The following is a 17,308-nucleotide window of genomic DNA, read 5'->3' as shown; positions in this document are numbered from 1 at the left end:
TGTTGCACAGACAACATACCCGCTTTGCTTTTTTCTATATAGTAGAAACAGGCTCAAAGTCAAGAGATCAAAGGAGATATTGCATATGAAAGATATCTATGTACTCAGTGCCTATGAAACAAGTGCTGAGAAATTTTTTGAAACATTAAAACAATATCAGGTAGACCTGGTGCTGGATATAAGACAGAAGAATGATTCCCAATTGTGCGGATTTACAAAGAAAAGAGATTTGGAGTATCTGATTAAAACCATTGTCCATGCGGATTATGTTCATGACCGGGAGTTTGCACCTGACAGTGGACTGCTGGAGCCTTATCTAAAGCAGTGGATCACTTGGGAGCAATATAAAAAGGGGTATGCAGCTTTGATGAAGGAAAGAAATATCATTCCTTATTTTATGTCCCAGTATGGGAAATACTCAAGGATCTGTTTTATTGGAACCGAAACAAAGAAGAGAAAGTCCCATAGCCAGGTACTTTGTTCCATGCTGCAGGACTGTTTGTAATTAAAAAAATTAAAAAGATTCTGGTACGTTGTAATAACAACGGACATATTTCTGTGATGATGTTATCCTGTACAAGGATCGGGAACAGAACAAAATACGAGTAAATGTTCCCCTATCTTACAATTCTCAACAAAGATGTTGACGAGAACAAGCACCTTTTTAATAAAGGGTGTTATGCATAATAATTTACTACAGGAGGTAAGGAATATGAGCATGTTTTGTTATCAGTGTCAGGAGACAGCAAAGAACACAGGATGTACCGTAATGGGAGTCTGCGGCAAGACCGAGGAGGTTGCAAAGCTTCAGGATCTGCTTGTCTATTCAGTGAAAGGAATTTCTGAGGTGGTTGTAAAGACAAACACCAAGGCTTCCGATATCGTTACAATTAACCGGGAGATGGTGACAAGCCTCTTTATTACAATTACAAATGCAAACTTTGATGCGGATGCAATTGAAGCACAGATTGTAAAGGTACTTGGATTAAGAGACCAGCTTGCAAAGGATAAGGGGTATCATGGCAATAGTGATGCTGCATTATTTACTGTAGATACAAGAGAATCCATGCTCGCCAAGGCAGCAACTGTAGGTGTGCTTGCTACAGAAAATGAAGATGTTCGTTCTTTAAGAGAACTGATCATTTACGGTATCAAGGGTATGGCTGCTTATGTAGAGCATGCATTTAACATCGGCAAAGAGAACAACGATATCTATGCGTTCATGTATGAAGCTCTGGCCGCAACACTTGATGATACTTTATCCGCCGATGATCTGGTGGCACTGACTTTAAAGACCGGTGAATTTGGCGTGTCCGCTATGGCACTTCTTGATGAGGCCAATACAAGCCGTTACGGCAATCCGGAGATCACTACCGTTAATATCGGTGTAAGAAAGAATCCGGCGATTCTTATCTCCGGTCATGACTTAACGGATATGGAGCAGCTTTTAGAGCAGACAGCAGGCACAGGTGTGGATGTTTATACCCACGGCGAGATGCTTCCGGCTCACTATTATCCTGCATTCAAGAAATACGAACATTTTGCAGGAAACTACGGAAATGCATGGTGGAAACAGGTAACAGAATTTGAATCCTTCCACGGACCGATTCTCTTTACAACGAACTGTATCGTTCCTCCAAAATCCCCGGAAGTTGCATCAAGAATTTTCACTACAGGGGCTACCGGTTTCCCAGGCTGTACTCATATTGAGGCAGATGAGAATGGAAAGAAGGATTTTTCAGCGATCATTGAACTTGCAAAGAAGCTTCCAAGCCCGGAAGAAATCGAGACTGGCACCATCGTAGGCGGTTTCGCACATAATCAGGTATTTGCACTTGCAGACAAAGTGGTAGACGCTGTGAAATCCGGTGCCATTAAGAAGTTCTTTGTAATGGCAGGCTGCGACGGCAGAGCAAAATCAAGAAACTATTATACAGAATTTGCAGAGAAGCTTCCGAAGGATACTGTAATCCTTACCGCTGGATGTGCAAAGTACAAATATAACAAGCTGGAGCTTGGGGATATCGGCGGTATTCCAAGAGTTCTCGATGCAGGACAGTGTAATGACTCTTATTCTCTTGCGCTGATCGCATTAAAGTTAAAAGAAGTATTTGGACTTGATGATATTAATAAACTTCCGATTGCTTACAACATCGCATGGTATGAGCAGAAGGCCGTAATTGTACTTCTGGCACTGCTTCACTTAGGTGTTAAGAACATTCACTTAGGACCAACATTACCAGGATTTTTATCTCCAAATGTTGCAAATGTCCTTGTTGAGACCTTTGGTATTGCTGGAATCGGCAGTGTGGATGATGATATTGAATTATTCATGAACGCATAATCGGATCAACAATAGAAGTCCGTCAAGGATGTTGCCTGTGCAACGTCTTTGGCGGACCTTTTTTGGTACTATTATATGGTAAGTGCTGGCTTACAGATGCAATGAAATATTTCACGATTGAATGGAGGAAAACATGAAAAAGGAAAACGTATATTATGATAAGCTGTATTACGGCTTTCCAATCGTTCTGGTCAGTTATTATGATACAGATGGAACTCCCAATGTAACAACCATATCTTCATCCTATACGTTAAAGGATATGATGGCTCTTGGCTTCAGTACCAAGGGATATGCCCTGAACCGAATCAAGGAAGTATCTGATTTTGTTGTAAATGTCGTGGACAGCAGCCAGGTGGAAGCGGTGAATTTCTGCGGAAAGAATACAGGAGCAGAATGCAAAAAGTTTGACAGCATTCATCTGACACCGGTGCCATCAAAGGTTGTCAATGCCCCCATCATCGAAGAATGCCCCATTTCCATTGAATGCAGACTGACAGATGTGATTGAAAGTGAGAACCATATGGGAATTACAAATATTCTGGCAAAAATCAAAGGACGTCTTGTGTCAGAAGCCTATTTAAATGATTCAGGACGGCTGAATGTATCTGCATTTGATAATCTCTTTTATGTTGGTGATGGTGACAGCAAAGGGTATCGCAATATGAAATAAATCTGCTGGTTATGTGATTCCTTAAGCAGTAATAGAAAGGGAAGCGCCAGGAAAAGCGTCTTAGTCTGAATGGAATAGAGCTGTTCAGATAAGGCGTTTTTTATGTTACCGGAAGAAAAAAAAGACTCTTTCCTGTCTGCAGGTAGGAATAATAATGGAGGATGCTGGAAATAGTATTTTCTGTATGTTTTAAAATCATCTGCGGGTTTCAGAGAGGAGATTAATCGTTATGCAGGAAATGTTTTGCTTTCAGTGTCAGCAGACAGCTCATAATACCGGCTGCGAAGGAAAAGCCGGTGTATGCGGTAAAAAGTGCGATACAGCTAATTATCAGGATGAATTAACCAGTGGCCTCATTGGTCTTTCCAGAGCAGTACAATCGGCAAAGCCCACCAAAGAATCCGATGAACTAATCATTACGGGCTTATTTACAACAATCACCAATGTAAACTTTTATAATGACACCATCATAGACCTGATTGATAAGGTTGCCCGTGAAAAAGAAAAGATTGCAGCAGATACGAAAAACTACGATGTGCGGGATATATGGGAAGATGATGAAGATATCCGGTCGTTAAAATCGTTGATTTTATTCGGGCTTCGGGGCATGGCTGCATATGCGTATCACGCATTTGCACTGGGATTTACAGATCCGGAAGTTACTTCATTCTTCTATGAGGGATTATGTGCGATTGGGGAAGATTATGACGTGGATACGCTGTTTCCCCTGGTATTAAAGACTGGTGAAGTAAACTTTAAATGCATGGCACTGCTTGACAGTGCAAATACGGAGAGCTACGGAACACCTGTTCCAACAGAAGTTCCTCTGACGATTGAAAAAGGGCCTTTTATTGTAGTAAGCGGTCATGATCTCCATGATTTGGAACTCCTTCTGGAGCAGACAAAGGACAAAGGAATCAACATCTATACACACAGCGAGATGCTTCCTGCACATGGTTATCCGGGGCTTAAAAAATACAAACACTTGAAAGGGAATTTCGGAACGGCATGGCAGAGCCAGCAATCAGAATTTCATAATATCCCCGGCCCCATATTATTTACCACCAACTGTCTGATGCCTGTAAGACAAAGCTATAGTGACAGAGTATTCACTACCTCCGTGGTTTCTTATCCGGATCTGGTCCACATCGGAGAGGATAAAGACTTTACGCCTGTTATTGAAAAAGCGTTGGAGTGCGGCGGATATAAAGAAGATGAGCATATGAAGGGAATCAATGATGGCTCCACAGTAACAACGGGATTTGCACATGGAACCGTGTTATCCTCAGCCGGAGCTATTATTGACCTGATTAAGAAAGGGAAAATCCGCCATTTCTTTCTGATTGGCGGCTGCGACGGCGCTGCTCCCGGAAGAAGCTATTATACGGAATTTGCAAAGCTGACGCCTATGGATACCATAATCCTGACCCTCGCCTGCGGCAAATACCGTATCAATGACCTTGATCTCGGACATATTGATGGTTTTCCGAGAATACTGGATATGGGGCAGTGCAACGACGCATACAGTGCCATAAAAGTAGCTCTTGCGCTGGCTGATGCATTTGAATGTGATGTAAATGATCTTCCTTTGTCTCTGGTCCTTTCCTGGTATGAGCAAAAGGCAGTATGCATCCTTTTGACCCTGCTTTCCCTTGGAATTAAAAATATTCTCTTAGGGCCTACATTACCGGCATTTATTTCTCCCAATGTGCTTAACATCTTAGTAGAAAAATATAATATTGGACCTATCAGTTCACCAGAGGAAGATTTAAAGAAAATACTTGGTTAAAGAGAAAAGACTTGATTGCACCCGGCAGTCAGGTCTTTTTTGTGATATAATAAATATGGTATTGCAAATATTCCGGTAAAACGATACTATCAATATAATATTCCTCATCTGCTAAAAGTTTTTATGATAATTTTTTTATTTTGCAACATTTTTGCCTTCTCATGTGTATATAAAGCAGGACCGTGAAACGGTCCACATTAAATATCCGAACAGGAAGGAAAAACTATGAAAAAATTAATTGTAATTACCATGTGTATTATGACTCTGGCTCTGGCTGCCTGCACAAATACCGCATCAGCAAAAGAAAAGCCACAGAAACAGACAAAAAGTGAAGGTTTTACAAAGGAGACAGTACAACTCCCCAATCCATTTGTGGATTGCAATACGATAGAAGAGGCTGAAATAATTGCGGGATTTCAAGCTGCAGTATTTGAACAAATGCCGCAGGGATATACCCAGTCTGCCATACGTGCCATAGACCATGACATGATCGAGCTCATTTATGAAGATGGGGAAAAATCCATTCAAATCCGAAAAGCCAGGGGAAGGAGTGACATCAGCGGTGATTATAATTCCTATAAGGAAAATACTACAGCTGCAATAGGAAAATTTCAGGTATCCACCAGGGGGAACGACGGAAAAGTAAGCGTTGCCGTGTGGGAAGACGGAGAATATTCCTTTGCTGTTTCTGCGGACCCGGCAGAAGCCGGTATAAGCAGCCTTGAAATAAGTGATATGATCAGCAGTATTCAATAAAACGAACAGGGAAGAGAAGGCTGGTAAATGCAGTGTGCTTTCCCCATACCTGGAGGTGATAAAATGACAGGAGTATATAACATTCAATATGCGCTGACTCAGCTTTTTCTGATTTCAAAGAATACATATCTGCGTTTATTTGCTCCGCGTGTGCTGGAAAAAGATAAAAAGGCACCGGCCGTCAGCGATGAGGCCCGCAGGGCCCAGATCAATGTAAATACTGAGTGGATGCTTCAGCTATACGGTGACAATATTTTGCGTCTGGCCTATTCCTATCTTCATAACAGGAGCGATGCCGAAGACGTGTTGCAGGACACGCTTGTCCAGTATATAAAAACAATGCCTCAATTTAAGTCAGACAGCCATGAAAAGGCATGGTTTATGCGTGTGGCCATCAATATCAGCAAAAATAAAATTTCCTACAATCAAATCCGAAGAACTGATGAATTGAGTGAAGATCTGGCTGCTGAGGAAGCAGAGGACCTGGCTTTTGTGTGGGAGGCGGTCAAAGAGCTGCCGGATAAATACAGAGAGATCGTCCATCTCTTTTATCAGGAAGGATATAATACGGCGCAGATTGCAGAACTTTTATCAAAAAAAGAAACCACGGTCCGGTCTTTGCTGCTTAGAGCCAGACTTAGGCTGAAGGAAATCTTAAAGGAGGTGTACGATTTTGGCGTCTAGATACAATGAGATCATGAAACAGATCAAAGTGACACCGGAAATTCACGACAGGGTCATGGAGCGGATTCGTCAATTAGACGTAATGGAAACAGAAGAAAAACCGGTCCATTCCTTTTCCTATCGGAGATATGTGTCCATTGCTGCCTGCGTTGCATTTTTATTTGTTGGGTCCTATCTTGTATACAATACCATAAATCCGTCCTCAGAGCTTCCCCAGCAGGTGATTCCTGATATTACAACGTACCGTTCTGTTAAGGATTTATCCAAGGCGGTTGGCTTTAACGTCCGCCAGGTGCAGAAGCTTCCGTTCGAGGCAGAAGAAATCCGGTTCACTTCCTACTGGAAGAAGACCGCTCAGATTGATTACACCGGTAAAGACCAGGCAGTTTCTTACCGGATGTCTGCCGGTGATGAGGACGTGAGCGGAGATTATAACCAGTATACCAGCGTGAAAAGCATTCTGTCCGATGATATCAGTGTGACCATAAAAGGAGATGAGGATCACTATGTTCTGGCCGTTTGGCAGGCGAAAGGATATTCATACTCCATAAAACTGAACAATGGAATTACGCAGGATCAGATACTGGATATCGTACAGAGCGTACACTAATGCTTTTATGAAACCGGAGACTGGTCAGAGGACTTGATGATCTGAAAACATCCGGAGCAGTTTTCCGCAAATTGCAGTCATTGCAGGAAACTGCTCCGTCTATGTACGTTTCATTATTAAGCTATCTGGTGTCTTCCGGTAGTTCGGAGCAGCCGCAGCCACATCCGCAGCCGGCTTCTCCGTTTTTTCTTTTCTGGATTCTGCGTATAATAACGAATCCAACATAGGCAGCAATCAGTGCTGCTATAATAATCGTTGCTATCATAATAAAAACCTCCTTTTAATGCTTGATTTTATAATGGAAAGTATTCGTTATTGAAGTGCCTTCCGCCTTAATACCTCCGGGTTAGACATGGCTAACCTTATCGGATAAAAATACAGGCGAAAACGGTTTGTATAAAAACACCCTTCAGCCACTTGTATCAAACGATATAAGTTTATTATAATACTCATTTTATGTATCGTAAAGTAGGCACCATTTGGGTACCTAGGGAACAAATAGAAACTATTGGAACTGAATGAGGCAGCAAAAAGGGTTGGGTCCTCTATTTTAAATTCCTTAAATGAAGATAAACCGTATTTTTTGATATATTTAATAAATTGGCAATTTTAACCACAGAATCTTTGATATTAAATATGCCGCGCTGTTCCAGAGCAATTATAATTTCTTTATTCTTATTTGCAGAAGATATGGATGGATCGTTCATAATATTTTCTCGGATTTCATTTAATGTACTTTCTAAAAGATCATCAATATTTTCGGAAAATGTTTCAATATTTTTTGCTTCAGCAAGCTGCATATGGGACTGAGGGTATAATTGGGAAACAAAATCCGATATAGAAATACTGGTGTAAAAGTTTATACAAAGCAATCCGATGATCCGTTTATTTTCCCCAAGAAGTGGGATCGTAGTAGATTTTAATATTTGATCTTAGTCTGTGACCAGGCGTTTGAAGACCATATTTATGATGGGATTAAATTTGTATCACCAGCTTTCGTGCCTGGTATGTGGGAACGGACAGTAACTGTATTTTCTATATCAAAAGGATTAGGATTATCTGGTTTCCGTGTAGGATATATTGTTGCGGATGATCATATCATGGATGTTTTATATGGTGGAGCTGTGAATGTCTTAGGTGCGACCAATACCCTGGCGCAACAGGCTGCAATTGCTGCATTGCAGGATGAATCCATTTTAAATCATTATCATGATGTGCTGGAAAGAAGAAGGGACATCGCTTATGAAGTGTTCAGCAGCATTCCTGGTGTAACAGCAGTTAAGCCTGAAAGCGGCATTCTCTCCTGGATCAATATTTCAAAACTTGGAACGAGTAAAGAAGTGGCAGCTTACATTTTGGAACATGCCAAAATATCTGTAAATGAAGGCTCACCCTATGGACCGCTTTGCGGAGAAGGACATCTTAGGATTGTTCATGCCTGCTTTGCAGAAGAAATGAGAGCAAAAGAAGCATTTGAGAAAATAAAAGAGGCCCTGATCACTCTGGCGGAAGAAAAGAATCTTCATTTTAACTAAATCGGAAAAACAAGGAGAACAACAACATGGAAAATAAGAAGAATTTGGAATTTTTCGGTGGAATAGTATCTGCATTCATACCATTAACCGTATTTTTGATTAGCTGTATCTTATACTTTGTAGTATTTAAAACCTTTGAAATGTATGCGTTGGCAATGGGAGCTTTTGCAGGCTTAATGATTGGAGCTTTATTTGCTAAAAAGTATGATGATTTCTGGAAATCTGTCTGTGCAGGAATCGCAGATGAGGTTGCAATTTCCATTGTTTTGATTTTATTTGTAATCGGTATGTTTTCTGAAATGATAAAAGCCTGAAATGTATCCGGTGGTTTTGTGTGGCTGGCAGATTCTATGGGAATCCGTGGGGGAGCATTTACGGCATTTACGTTTATTTCCCTTTGCGTGATTGCGACGGCTACCGGTTCCTCCATTGGAACCATGTTTACCGCTTTTCCAATATTTTATCCGGCCGGAGTGTTACTGGGGTGCAATCCAGCAGTACTTGCCGGAGCAATTCTGTCCGGAGCAATCTTTGGCGATAATCTTGCACCTATTTCTGATACAACGATTATGTCCGCATCAACACAGGAATATAAAAAGGGCGGTACTGCAGATATCGGTGGCGTGGTATCCAGCAGACTAAAATATTCTTTAGTGGCAGGGATCATTGCAACTGTTTTATTTTTTATCTTTGGTGGTGGACATTCTATCGGTGAAGGTGCAAGTGAGATGTTAGAAGCAAGTATGAATTCCAAGAGCCTTATTATGCTGGTTCCGGTAGTTATTATGCTGCTTGTTTCCGTGCGGACAAGAAGTATTTACAAAGCGATTACAGCAGGCTTGATCTTAGGTTCTGCCGCTGGTCTTATATTTGGGTTAATTAAGCCTGCCGATATTGCAAATGTGGCAGATGGAGCCCCTGGCGGATTCCTGGTAAAGGGTATTTTTAACATGATGGGAACAGTAACCCTTGTTATCTCTGTATTCGGTATTATGGGTGTATTAAGAAGTGCAGGTGCATTTGATATGATTATTAAAGCCATATTAAACAGTGGCGCCGGGAAAAGTGCAAGGGGAACTGAGTTGATTTCCGCAGCTGGAATCTGCATCACTACGCTATTATTTGGCGGAGTAACGAGTGCGGCCATTATTACCTTTGGACCAATTTTAAATCAGGTAGGAAAAGAAAAGGACATTCATCCTTACCGCAGGGCAAACCTTCTGGATGGTTTTGCAAATTCGATTCCGGTATGTGTTCCATTTTTAAGTGTATTCGTATACATAGGAGCATTGTTGGTTCAGGGCTACGAATTCGTTAAACCGCTGAATGCTGCTGAGATCGCCTCGGGTATGTTTTACCCAATGTGCTTGTTTGTGGTTTTACTGGTCTCTGTGTTCATCGGCTGGGGAAGAACTTACGAAGGAGAGAATGGAGAGCAATTGAAAAAAAGGTAACTAAATAAAATATAATGAAAATTTATGGAAATAAAGCAGAAAAAATATTAAATTTTTGGAAAGTGTTTAAAGGGTCTATCAATTCATTTTTATTGGTTGTATAATAAAAGATATTCCAAATGATGACAGTGACGAAAGTAAGGTCTGCATGGGATTGTTTAAAAATTAACAATATAAAAATACAGTAAGGAGAATTCATCTATGAGTAAAGTTCTTTATATTAAAGCAAATGCAAAACCCGAAGGTGTCTCCAGAACCTTTAAAATATCGGATGCTTTTATCAGTCAGTATCAGAAGCTTCATCCGGAAGATGAGGTAGTAGTTTTGGATCTTTATAAGCTGGGAATTCATTTCCTGGAGGAGCAGGATCTTGCCTATCATACCCCCACACCAGGAGAGGGAAAAGATCATCCGGTTTTAAAATACGCATATCAGTTTGCGGAGGCAGATAAATATGTGTTTGCAGAACCCCTTTGGAATTTGAGCATACCGGCAATTTTAAAAGCTTATATTGATTATGTCTGTATTTCCTCTATTACCTTCCGGTATACGGCAGATGGTCCAATCGGATTATGTAAGGGAAAGAAAGCAGTGAATTTCACCACAAGAGGCGGTGCCTACAGTACCGGAATTGCAGCAGAGATGGAGATGGGAGACAGATATTTAAAAACCGTTCTGGGCTTTATGGGAGTGACCGATTATACCACCATAGCGGCAGACCAGCTTGACGTAATGGGCGTTGATGTTGATGCAATCATTACAAAAACCATTGAAGAAGCAGGAGAATTTGCAAAAACATTTTAAGCTGAAACAGCGGTGCCACTAATTGTTCCTGATTAATGAGGCCGTTGCCAATCCGTCTAAATTAATGGTAAGATAGAAAAAACGTCTTGATTCAGGTTATAAAAACCCGTATCAAGGCGTTTTTTCATGTTAGCGAATGATTTTTGTAGAAACTATGCCGCAGCTTTATTTTGCAGCGCCCATGGATTGCAGGATTAATAATGAATTACCTGTTCTGCTTCCCGGATTTTTTGAATCACAGGTTCTGCCTCCGCGCTTTGAAAATAGCGAAGGGTAGAGTTTGGAAGATAGTTACCTAAAAGAGAAAATTCTCCGTCCTTGATCAGCTTTCTTACGGTTGATGCGCTGATTACGGTTCCGGCTGTTTCTTTTCTTGGGATGATGACGCAGTCAATGCCTGACTCCGGTAGTTTTTCTTTCATAATATCATTATAAATAGCCGTTACCTGGCTGTTGGGTTCTTCCCCCACATACCGTTTGTTGATTCCGAGGGCTTTGGCAATTTTTACGAAAATCCCCAGATCTAAAAGGGCGTGGCTTTCTATTACTGCTTCATCGTCCTTTTGGAAATAGCTTGGAAAGGTAGCCGTGCTTACAATGTAAGGGCCGCTGTCATGGTAGCAGATATTGGAAAGGTGTGCCGTACCTTCCATGATGAGGCGTTTTCTTACTTCAAAAGGAACAAGGCTCACATCTTCACTGACAATGAACAGATGAAGTACATCATTTTCTTTCGCCGCTTTTTCTACAAGGGAAAGGTGCCCTAAGGTAAAGGGGTTGCCGTTCATCACAATGGCGGCCACCGATTTTCCTGTTTTCTTATTCTCGCTTAAGCGGTCAATATAATCGCTGAATCCCCGCCTTTTATTTTCCATAAAAACCACCTTATTGGCAATGCTTACAATTTCATAGAAGCCCAGGTCAGAGAAAAATCTGGAAGCAGAGGATTTTGTGTACAGGAACAGGTGCGAATAGCCCCTGTGAAACTGGACCTCTGTCAAATGTGTCATGATCTGGTTCATCAGACCTTCTCCCTGGTGTTCGCTGCTTACGGCAAGACAGCGAAGGGTGTTGCCATAACAGCTTCCCGTGGCGATTACATTGAAATCTTCATCAAACATGGCACAGGTGTAATCGAGGTTCTTGTCCCTGCGGATTCCTTCTCTTAAAAGCAGTTCATCAATCAGTTGATTGCTTCTTTTATCATTGGGTGAAACTCTGGAAATATTATAGTCACTCATTGTTTTTCTCCTTTTGGTCGTAACCTTTTAAAACATCAATAAAAGCCCTGATCTGAGGCAGTAAAAGCGCCATCTCAGAACATAAAACATAGGTGGATCGTTCAAATGCTGTTCCGTTTTGGAAGAACAGAGGCTGTACGCAGCCATGGAACCCACCCAGACATATTTCAGGCACCATGGTCCAGCCAAGTCCCTGTTCCGCCATTCCTACACATGTAATGATATTGTCTACGTAGATTCCATTTTGTTCCGGCTGCAGGCCATTCTCCCTCATCCACCGGACAGACTCCCTCTCAAATTCAATATCTGTCTTTCTTCCAATATATGGGATTTCGTGAAATGATCTGTTTTTATATTTTTCACTGTATATGGCACAGATTTTTTCCTTTTCAAGCAAAAGCTTTGTTCCTGTCCAGGCATAATCACCTCTTAATATAGCCACATCAACGGTTCCTTCCATAAGCTGAAGATATAATTTTTTACTTTGATCCGTAATAATGTGAGTATTTACATTGGGGTATGCTTTTTTATAGTTGGCTAAAAGTCCGGATAGACGGAAAAGAGCATAGTTAATGGATACTCCTGCATTTAAGGTACCGCAGACATATCCTTTCTTTTCGTCAATCGCTTCTCTCATGATTTTCAGCTGATTGGCTGCCTGCGCGGTTCGTTTTAAAACCTCTTCCCCCTCCGGCGTGAAATGAATTCCATGTCTGGAGCGAAGCATAAGAGTGATACCGAGTTCATGCTCAATTGCGCTGATCCTTTTTGATAAAGAGGACTGGGTAGCGTACAGCAAATCAGCCGCCCGGGTTATGTTCTTTGTTTTTCCCAGAGTTTTTAAAAGTTCAAAATCTCTCTCATCCATACGTAACTCCTTACAAGAATCTAATGGTTTTATAAAAAATGTTTATCGGTTTTAATAGCAGAGCATCAAGGTCAGCCAATAAGTAATAGAACCGGGGCACAGGTTCTTATGCTTTCTTTATAAAGTATATTTTATACAAAGGAACATCCTTTGTAAACAATTGTATACATTCCTGTTTAGAATGTAAATAGTGGAAAAATAGGACTTTTACATTTATTAAAATGAATGCTATCTTATGATTAGGCTATATGCTGGTTTTTTGCCTTAATTACACAAAAAAACTGGTAAAATCAGTGAAAGAAAATAGCATAGAAAATATTTTCTTGATGTAGTATTTTTGTTCCCTGTCAATGAATTGCAAGAATAAAATTGTTACAATTTTGCAAATGCAAAGGAGGATAAGCCATGGAAATCAGAAAGAAGGCAGTTGCTAAAAATTCAGAGCCCATAAAGAGTCAGGTGCCATATGAATCATTCGGCCAATATTCCACTCATACATTTGATGGAAGTGTACTGAACCAATACAGTTTTCGTATCAGGGATGTAGTGGAGAAAATGGAACGGGCAATGGAAAAAAGAGAGAAAGAGCAAAGGAAACTTTTTCTGTTATTCTTTGGCATGTCGGCCTTTGGTATATTTCTTTTAGCTCTGGGAATATAGGAACTTTGCTGATAGGTCTGCGGTAAGAACAGCAGCCTTATTATATACAACTTATATGTTATACGAAAAAGAAGGAGATAAGCTATGGAGATTAAACAGACGGCAATTGCCGGAACCTTAGAGTCCAGCGACGCTCAGGTAACCGTTGAGCCTTGCAGCAGCGAACTGAGTGTTATGATCGAAAGCAGCGTCATGAATCAGTACGGCCGGCAGATAAAGGAAGCGGTGGAAAAAACGCTAAAAGAACTAGAAGTTAAAACAGGAAAAGTGACGGTGATTGACAAGGGAGCTTTAGAATGTACCATTAAAGCCCGTGTTGGCTGTGCAGTATACAGAAGCTGCGGTATTTCCAATGAAAATATTTCATGGGGAGGAAATGTCAGATGATTACAAGACCAAAGCCAGAGAAGAAACGCCTTCGCCGTACCATGATGTTCATGAATGCACAGAAGCCGGGGCTGATTAAAGATGCGTATATTTACGGTGCGGACAGCATTATTCTGGATTTAGAAGATGCTGTTGCAGAAAACCAGAAGGATGCGGCAAGGTTCTCCTTGTATCATGCCCTTAAAAATATAGATTACGGCAAAACAGAAGTTATCGTGAGAATCAACGGACTGGATACCCCTCACTGGAAGGAAGATATCCGATGTGTGGTTGCAGGCGGAGCAGACGGAATTAGAATTGCCAAATGCGAAAGCGCACAAGACGTAAAGGCCGTAGAAGAGCATGTGATAATGGCAGAAAAGGAATTCGGTGTGGAAGTGGGAAGAACACTTCTCATGGCAGCTTTAGAAAGTCCCAAGGGAATTTTAAATGCGTATGAAATTGTTACCGCCTCAGACAGAATGTTTGGCTGTGCGATTTCCGGCGGAGATTTCCGTAAAAGCATGCATGTCCAGATCGAAGAAGGCGGGATTGAGATGCTGGCGGCGAGAGGCCAGATGCTTTTGGCAGCAAGAGCAGCAGGTGTCCAGTGCTTTGATACCATGTTCCCCAATATTGATGACATGGAAGGATTTCGGGCCGAAGTAATCCAGAACCATAAAATGGGATTTGATGGAAAAAGTGTGGTCAATCCTAAACAGATCCGTTTCGTACACGAAACATTTGCTCCGACTAAAAAAGAAATTGCCTATGCAGAAAAACTGGTGCGTTCCTTTAACGAACAGGCCGATTCCGGCATTGGTGTCTACACGGTAGATGGGAAAATGGTTGATATTCCATTCTTTGAGGATGCCAGAAGAATTCTTGATTTAGCCAAAGCATGCGGCGTCTACCAGGGAGACTTATAGGAAACGGCCGCAGGGAAAAGAAAGAACACAGGGTATGAACAATTGATTGAGAAAGGAAGTAATGAAATGATAAACGCCGTGAACAGAGAGATTCCGGATGAGCTTCTTAAAAATGGAAAAGAGGTCTATCAGGGAAAATACTATATGGATGGCAAGTATATAAAAAAGGATTCACCAAAGGCATGCCGTTTTGTAAAGCCAGTGGAAAGTAAACTGTGCAAAAGCATCCGGGAAGCCTGTGAAAGATGCGGTGCCCATGACGGAATGACATTTTCCTTCCATACTGAGTTCAGAGACGGAGATTATGTGGCAAGCATGGTAGCAAAGGTCCTGGTGGAAGAGATGGGGTTAAAGGATATAACAGTAGCAGCAACTTCTCTTGGAAGCGCACAGGATATTATTGCAGATTATATTGAAGAGGGTAAGATCATTGGCGTACAGACGTCTGGTGTGAGGGGACGTATCGGTGAAGTCATTTCAGCGGGAAAGCTGGCAACCCCTGCAATTATCAGAAGCCACGGAGGAAGGCCAAGAGCCGTGGAAGCAGGAGAGGTTCATATTGATATTGCATTCCTGGCCGCTTCCACTTCCGATGAATTTGGTAATGCCAAGGGCGTAGGCGGAAAAAATAACTGCGGAAATATGGGATTTGCCATTCATGATGCCCATTATGCCGACCATACAGTAATCATTACTGATACACTGGTGGATTTCCCCAACATGCCGTCATCCATCTCTGCCATTGATGTGGATTGTGTATGTGTTGTGGAAAATATTGGAGATGCGAAAAAGATTTCTACCAAGGAAGCAAGAATGACGGAAAATCCAAGAGAATTGATGATGGCTGAAGATGTTGCAAGAATCATTGCAGCAACCCCATATTTCAAGGACGGATTTTCCTTCCAGACCGGAGTGGGAGGACCTTCTCTTGCAGTAAACCGCTTTCTTGAAGGCCATATGACAGATAAGGGAATTAAAATGAAATTTGCATTGGGCGGGACCAGCAGTTCTATCTGCAAGCTTCAGGATAAGGGACTGGTGGAATATATTCTTGATACGCAGGATTTTGACCAGGGTGCCATTGACCATTTGTTTAAGAATCCAAAACATCTGGAAATCAGCTTAAGCGAATATGCAAATCCGGGAAACAAAGGTGCTTATGTCAATATGCTGGATTTTGTGGTTTTATCTGCTCTGGAAATTGATACGGATTTTAATGTAAATGTTATTACAGGCTCGGACGGAGTCCTAAGAGGTGCCCCGGGCGGTCATCCCGATACCGCGGCCGGCAGCAAATGCTGTATTATCGTAACCCCTCTGACCAGAGGAAGGATGGCTACGGTGTGTGACCGTGTCGTTACGGTTACCACACCCGGAGACTGCGTAGATGTTCTGGTTACGGATTATGGAATTGCGGTAAACCCCTTAAGAAAGGATCTGGAGGAATGTCTTGACAGCGCAGGGATTTCTCGTGTGACAATTGAATATTTGAAAGATAAGGCTTATAGTCTGGTGGGAACTCCGGATAAACTGGAATGGGAAGACAAGGTTGTAGCCATTGTGGAAGCAAGAGACGGAACACTTTTAGATGTTGTAAAAAAGATAAAGCCCCTTGTATTGGATTGACAGATGGTTTCCAGCAGATTGAATTATTCTTGCCATGATTGTTCTGTTATGGTAATATTACAGTGATTGGCTCAAAATAATAGAATATTACAAAATATTATTGACCGTGTGGCGTAAGATTCTGAATAAACATCTGATGTTTTATTATTATTTTGGGCACTGAAGCATTATATTCTTATCTAATGGAGGATTAATTTATAGAGAATGATCTCCTTAGTGCTCAGGAAGTTGCTGAAATTTTAAAAGAAGGAGCTATTATGAGAATTCATTATCTGCAGCATGTACCGTTTGAAAATCCCGGGATTATTCTTAGCTGGGCCGAAAGCAGGAAGTATCCCGTTACCTGTACCCGGTTATTTGAGGACGACAAACTGCCAGCTGGGGAGGATTTTGACTGGCTGGTTATTATGGGCGGTCCCATGAATATCTATGAGGAAGAAACATATCCATGGTTGATAAAAGAAAAAGAATTTATAAAGACAGCCATCAGCGAGAATAAGTTAATCCTTGGCTTATGTCTGGGAGCACAGTTGATTGCGGACGTGATTGGCGGAAAGGTAGTAAAAAATCAGTACAGTGAAATTGGCTGGTTTCCAGTGACTTTTACAAAAGAGGCTATGGCTTTGCCCCAGTTTTCTCACTTTCCGCCAAATCCGGTTGTTTTTGAATGGCATGGAGACACCTTTACCGATTTGCCGAAAGAGTCCATGCTGATTGCTACCAATGAGGCCTGCAGGAATCAGGCTTTTGCCTATGGAAAAAGGGTGTATGGATTCCAATTCCATTTGGAGAATACGAGGCAGATCATCACAGATTTAATTGAAAATTGCAGGGACGAGATGGTTCCGGGCACCTATATACAGTCAGTCAGTGAAATACTGGCTGGCAAAAGGTTTATAGATCAGAATAACCAATGGATGCTGCAGCTTTTAGATAAGTTGGAAAACTTACAGAACGATTGACAGCAAATGA

20 protein-coding genes are annotated in these 17,308 nt (G+C 41.5%); 16 read left to right on the top strand and 4 right to left on the bottom strand.

Annotation, left to right across the window (positions count from 1 at the left end; translation table 11 throughout):
- Window positions 1–85: 85 nt before the first annotated feature.
- The 7 genes from ACLTWA_RS04330 (at window position 86) to ACLTWA_RS04300 (ending at window position 6,853) form a co-directional block, all read left to right on the top strand.
- Entirely contained in the window at window positions 86–505 is a 420-nt protein-coding gene (locus ACLTWA_RS04330; RefSeq protein WP_412326332.1) for a DUF488 domain-containing protein, read from the top strand.
- A gap of 207 nt (window positions 506–712) precedes the next feature.
- Window positions 713–2,344, top strand: coding sequence for a hydroxylamine reductase (gene hcp / locus ACLTWA_RS04325; protein ID WP_412326331.1), 1,632 nt, complete (start codon window positions 713–715; stop codon window positions 2,342–2,344).
- 133 nt (window positions 2,345–2,477) lie between these two features.
- Window positions 2,478–3,014: a flavin reductase family protein gene (locus ACLTWA_RS04320; protein ID WP_412326330.1), complete on the top strand. Its 537-nt coding sequence runs from the start codon at window positions 2,478–2,480 to the stop codon at window positions 3,012–3,014.
- A gap of 238 nt (window positions 3,015–3,252) precedes the next feature.
- On the top strand, window positions 3,253–4,803 hold the full coding sequence (hcp, locus tag ACLTWA_RS04315; protein WP_412327174.1) for a hydroxylamine reductase: 1,551 nt from the start codon (window positions 3,253–3,255) through the stop codon (window positions 4,801–4,803).
- A 225-nt stretch (window positions 4,804–5,028) separates the two neighbouring features.
- Window positions 5,029–5,559 (top strand): hypothetical protein, encoded by a 531-nt coding sequence (locus tag ACLTWA_RS04310; protein WP_412326329.1) that lies wholly within the window; start codon window positions 5,029–5,031, stop codon window positions 5,557–5,559.
- Window positions 5,560–5,622: 63 nt separating this feature from the next.
- Complete coding sequence (locus tag ACLTWA_RS04305; RefSeq protein ID WP_412326328.1) at window positions 5,623–6,243, top strand: RNA polymerase sigma factor; 621 nt, start codon at window positions 5,623–5,625, stop codon at window positions 6,241–6,243.
- Window positions 6,233–6,853: a DUF4367 domain-containing protein gene (locus ACLTWA_RS04300; protein ID WP_412326327.1), complete on the top strand. Its 621-nt coding sequence runs from the start codon at window positions 6,233–6,235 to the stop codon at window positions 6,851–6,853. Before ACLTWA_RS04305 ends, ACLTWA_RS04300 begins: the two co-directional genes overlap by 11 nt.
- A gap of 121 nt (window positions 6,854–6,974) precedes the next feature.
- Here the strand turns inward: ACLTWA_RS04300 and ACLTWA_RS04295 are convergent, their stop codons facing one another.
- On the bottom strand, window positions 6,975–7,118 hold the full coding sequence (locus ACLTWA_RS04295; RefSeq protein WP_412326326.1) for a FeoB-associated Cys-rich membrane protein: 144 nt from the start codon (window positions 7,116–7,118) through the stop codon (window positions 6,975–6,977).
- Window positions 7,119–7,398: 280 nt separating this feature from the next.
- Complete coding sequence (locus tag ACLTWA_RS04290; RefSeq protein WP_412326325.1) at window positions 7,399–7,653, bottom strand: helix-turn-helix domain-containing protein; 255 nt, start codon at window positions 7,651–7,653, stop codon at window positions 7,399–7,401.
- Window positions 7,654–7,779: 126 nt separating this feature from the next.
- On the opposite strand from ACLTWA_RS04290, the gene ACLTWA_RS04285 reads away from it, so the two are divergent.
- The 4 genes from ACLTWA_RS04285 to ACLTWA_RS04270 all read left to right on the top strand — a co-directional run bounded on the left by ACLTWA_RS04285 (window position 7,780) and on the right by ACLTWA_RS04270 (window position 10,646).
- Window positions 7,780–8,388: an aminotransferase class I/II-fold pyridoxal phosphate-dependent enzyme gene (locus ACLTWA_RS04285; protein ID WP_412326324.1), complete on the top strand. Its 609-nt coding sequence runs from the start codon at window positions 7,780–7,782 to the stop codon at window positions 8,386–8,388.
- A 26-nt stretch (window positions 8,389–8,414) separates the two neighbouring features.
- Window positions 8,415–8,702: a hypothetical protein gene (locus ACLTWA_RS04280; protein WP_412326323.1), complete on the top strand. Its 288-nt coding sequence runs from the start codon at window positions 8,415–8,417 to the stop codon at window positions 8,700–8,702.
- 18 nt (window positions 8,703–8,720) lie between these two features.
- Entirely contained in the window at window positions 8,721–9,842 is a 1,122-nt protein-coding gene (locus tag ACLTWA_RS04275) for a Na+/H+ antiporter NhaC family protein (protein WP_412326322.1), read from the top strand.
- A 201-nt stretch (window positions 9,843–10,043) separates the two neighbouring features.
- Window positions 10,044–10,646, top strand: a complete 603-nt coding sequence (locus ACLTWA_RS04270) for an FMN-dependent NADH-azoreductase (protein ID WP_412326321.1) — start codon at window positions 10,044–10,046, stop codon at window positions 10,644–10,646.
- A gap of 194 nt (window positions 10,647–10,840) precedes the next feature.
- Here the strand turns inward: ACLTWA_RS04270 and citC are convergent, their stop codons facing one another.
- A complete protein-coding gene (gene citC / locus ACLTWA_RS04265; protein WP_412326320.1) occupies window positions 10,841–11,887 on the bottom strand; it encodes a [citrate (pro-3S)-lyase] ligase in 1,047 nt (348 codons plus the stop codon).
- Entirely contained in the window at window positions 11,880–12,755 is an 876-nt protein-coding gene (locus ACLTWA_RS04260; RefSeq protein ID WP_412326319.1) for a LysR family transcriptional regulator, read from the bottom strand. Before ACLTWA_RS04260 ends, citC begins: the two co-directional genes overlap by 8 nt.
- A gap of 405 nt (window positions 12,756–13,160) precedes the next feature.
- Here ACLTWA_RS04260 and ACLTWA_RS04255 point away from each other — a divergent pair, with 405 nt between their 5' ends.
- From ACLTWA_RS04255 to ACLTWA_RS04235, 5 genes are all read left to right on the top strand, one after another.
- Entirely contained in the window at window positions 13,161–13,415 is a 255-nt protein-coding gene (locus tag ACLTWA_RS04255) for a hypothetical protein (RefSeq protein WP_412326318.1), read from the top strand.
- An 84-nt stretch (window positions 13,416–13,499) separates the two neighbouring features.
- Window positions 13,500–13,802 (top strand): citrate lyase acyl carrier protein, encoded by a 303-nt coding sequence (gene citD, locus ACLTWA_RS04250; RefSeq protein WP_412326317.1) that lies wholly within the window; start codon window positions 13,500–13,502, stop codon window positions 13,800–13,802.
- Window positions 13,799–14,710 carry an aldolase/citrate lyase family protein gene (locus ACLTWA_RS04245; RefSeq protein ID WP_412326316.1) on the top strand — a complete coding sequence of 304 codons (912 nt, stop codon included), beginning with the start codon at window positions 13,799–13,801 and terminating at the stop codon, window positions 14,708–14,710. The genes citD and ACLTWA_RS04245 overlap by 4 nt, the downstream gene beginning before the upstream one ends.
- Window positions 14,711–14,776: 66 nt before the next feature.
- Entirely contained in the window at window positions 14,777–16,336 is a 1,560-nt protein-coding gene (gene citF / locus ACLTWA_RS04240) for a citrate lyase subunit alpha (protein ID WP_412326314.1), read from the top strand.
- A gap of 257 nt (window positions 16,337–16,593) precedes the next feature.
- On the top strand, window positions 16,594–17,298 hold the full coding sequence (locus ACLTWA_RS04235; protein ID WP_412326313.1) for a type 1 glutamine amidotransferase: 705 nt from the start codon (window positions 16,594–16,596) through the stop codon (window positions 17,296–17,298).
- The last annotated feature ends 10 nt before the right edge of the window (window positions 17,299–17,308 follow it).

This window comes from Lacrimispora sp. (genome assembly GCF_046972725.1).
In the GTDB taxonomy this organism is placed as follows: domain Bacteria; phylum Bacillota; class Clostridia; order Lachnospirales; family Lachnospiraceae; genus Lacrimispora.
The sequence above is the reverse complement of the archived record's forward strand: the minus strand, read 5'-3'. Positions and strand labels throughout refer to the sequence as shown.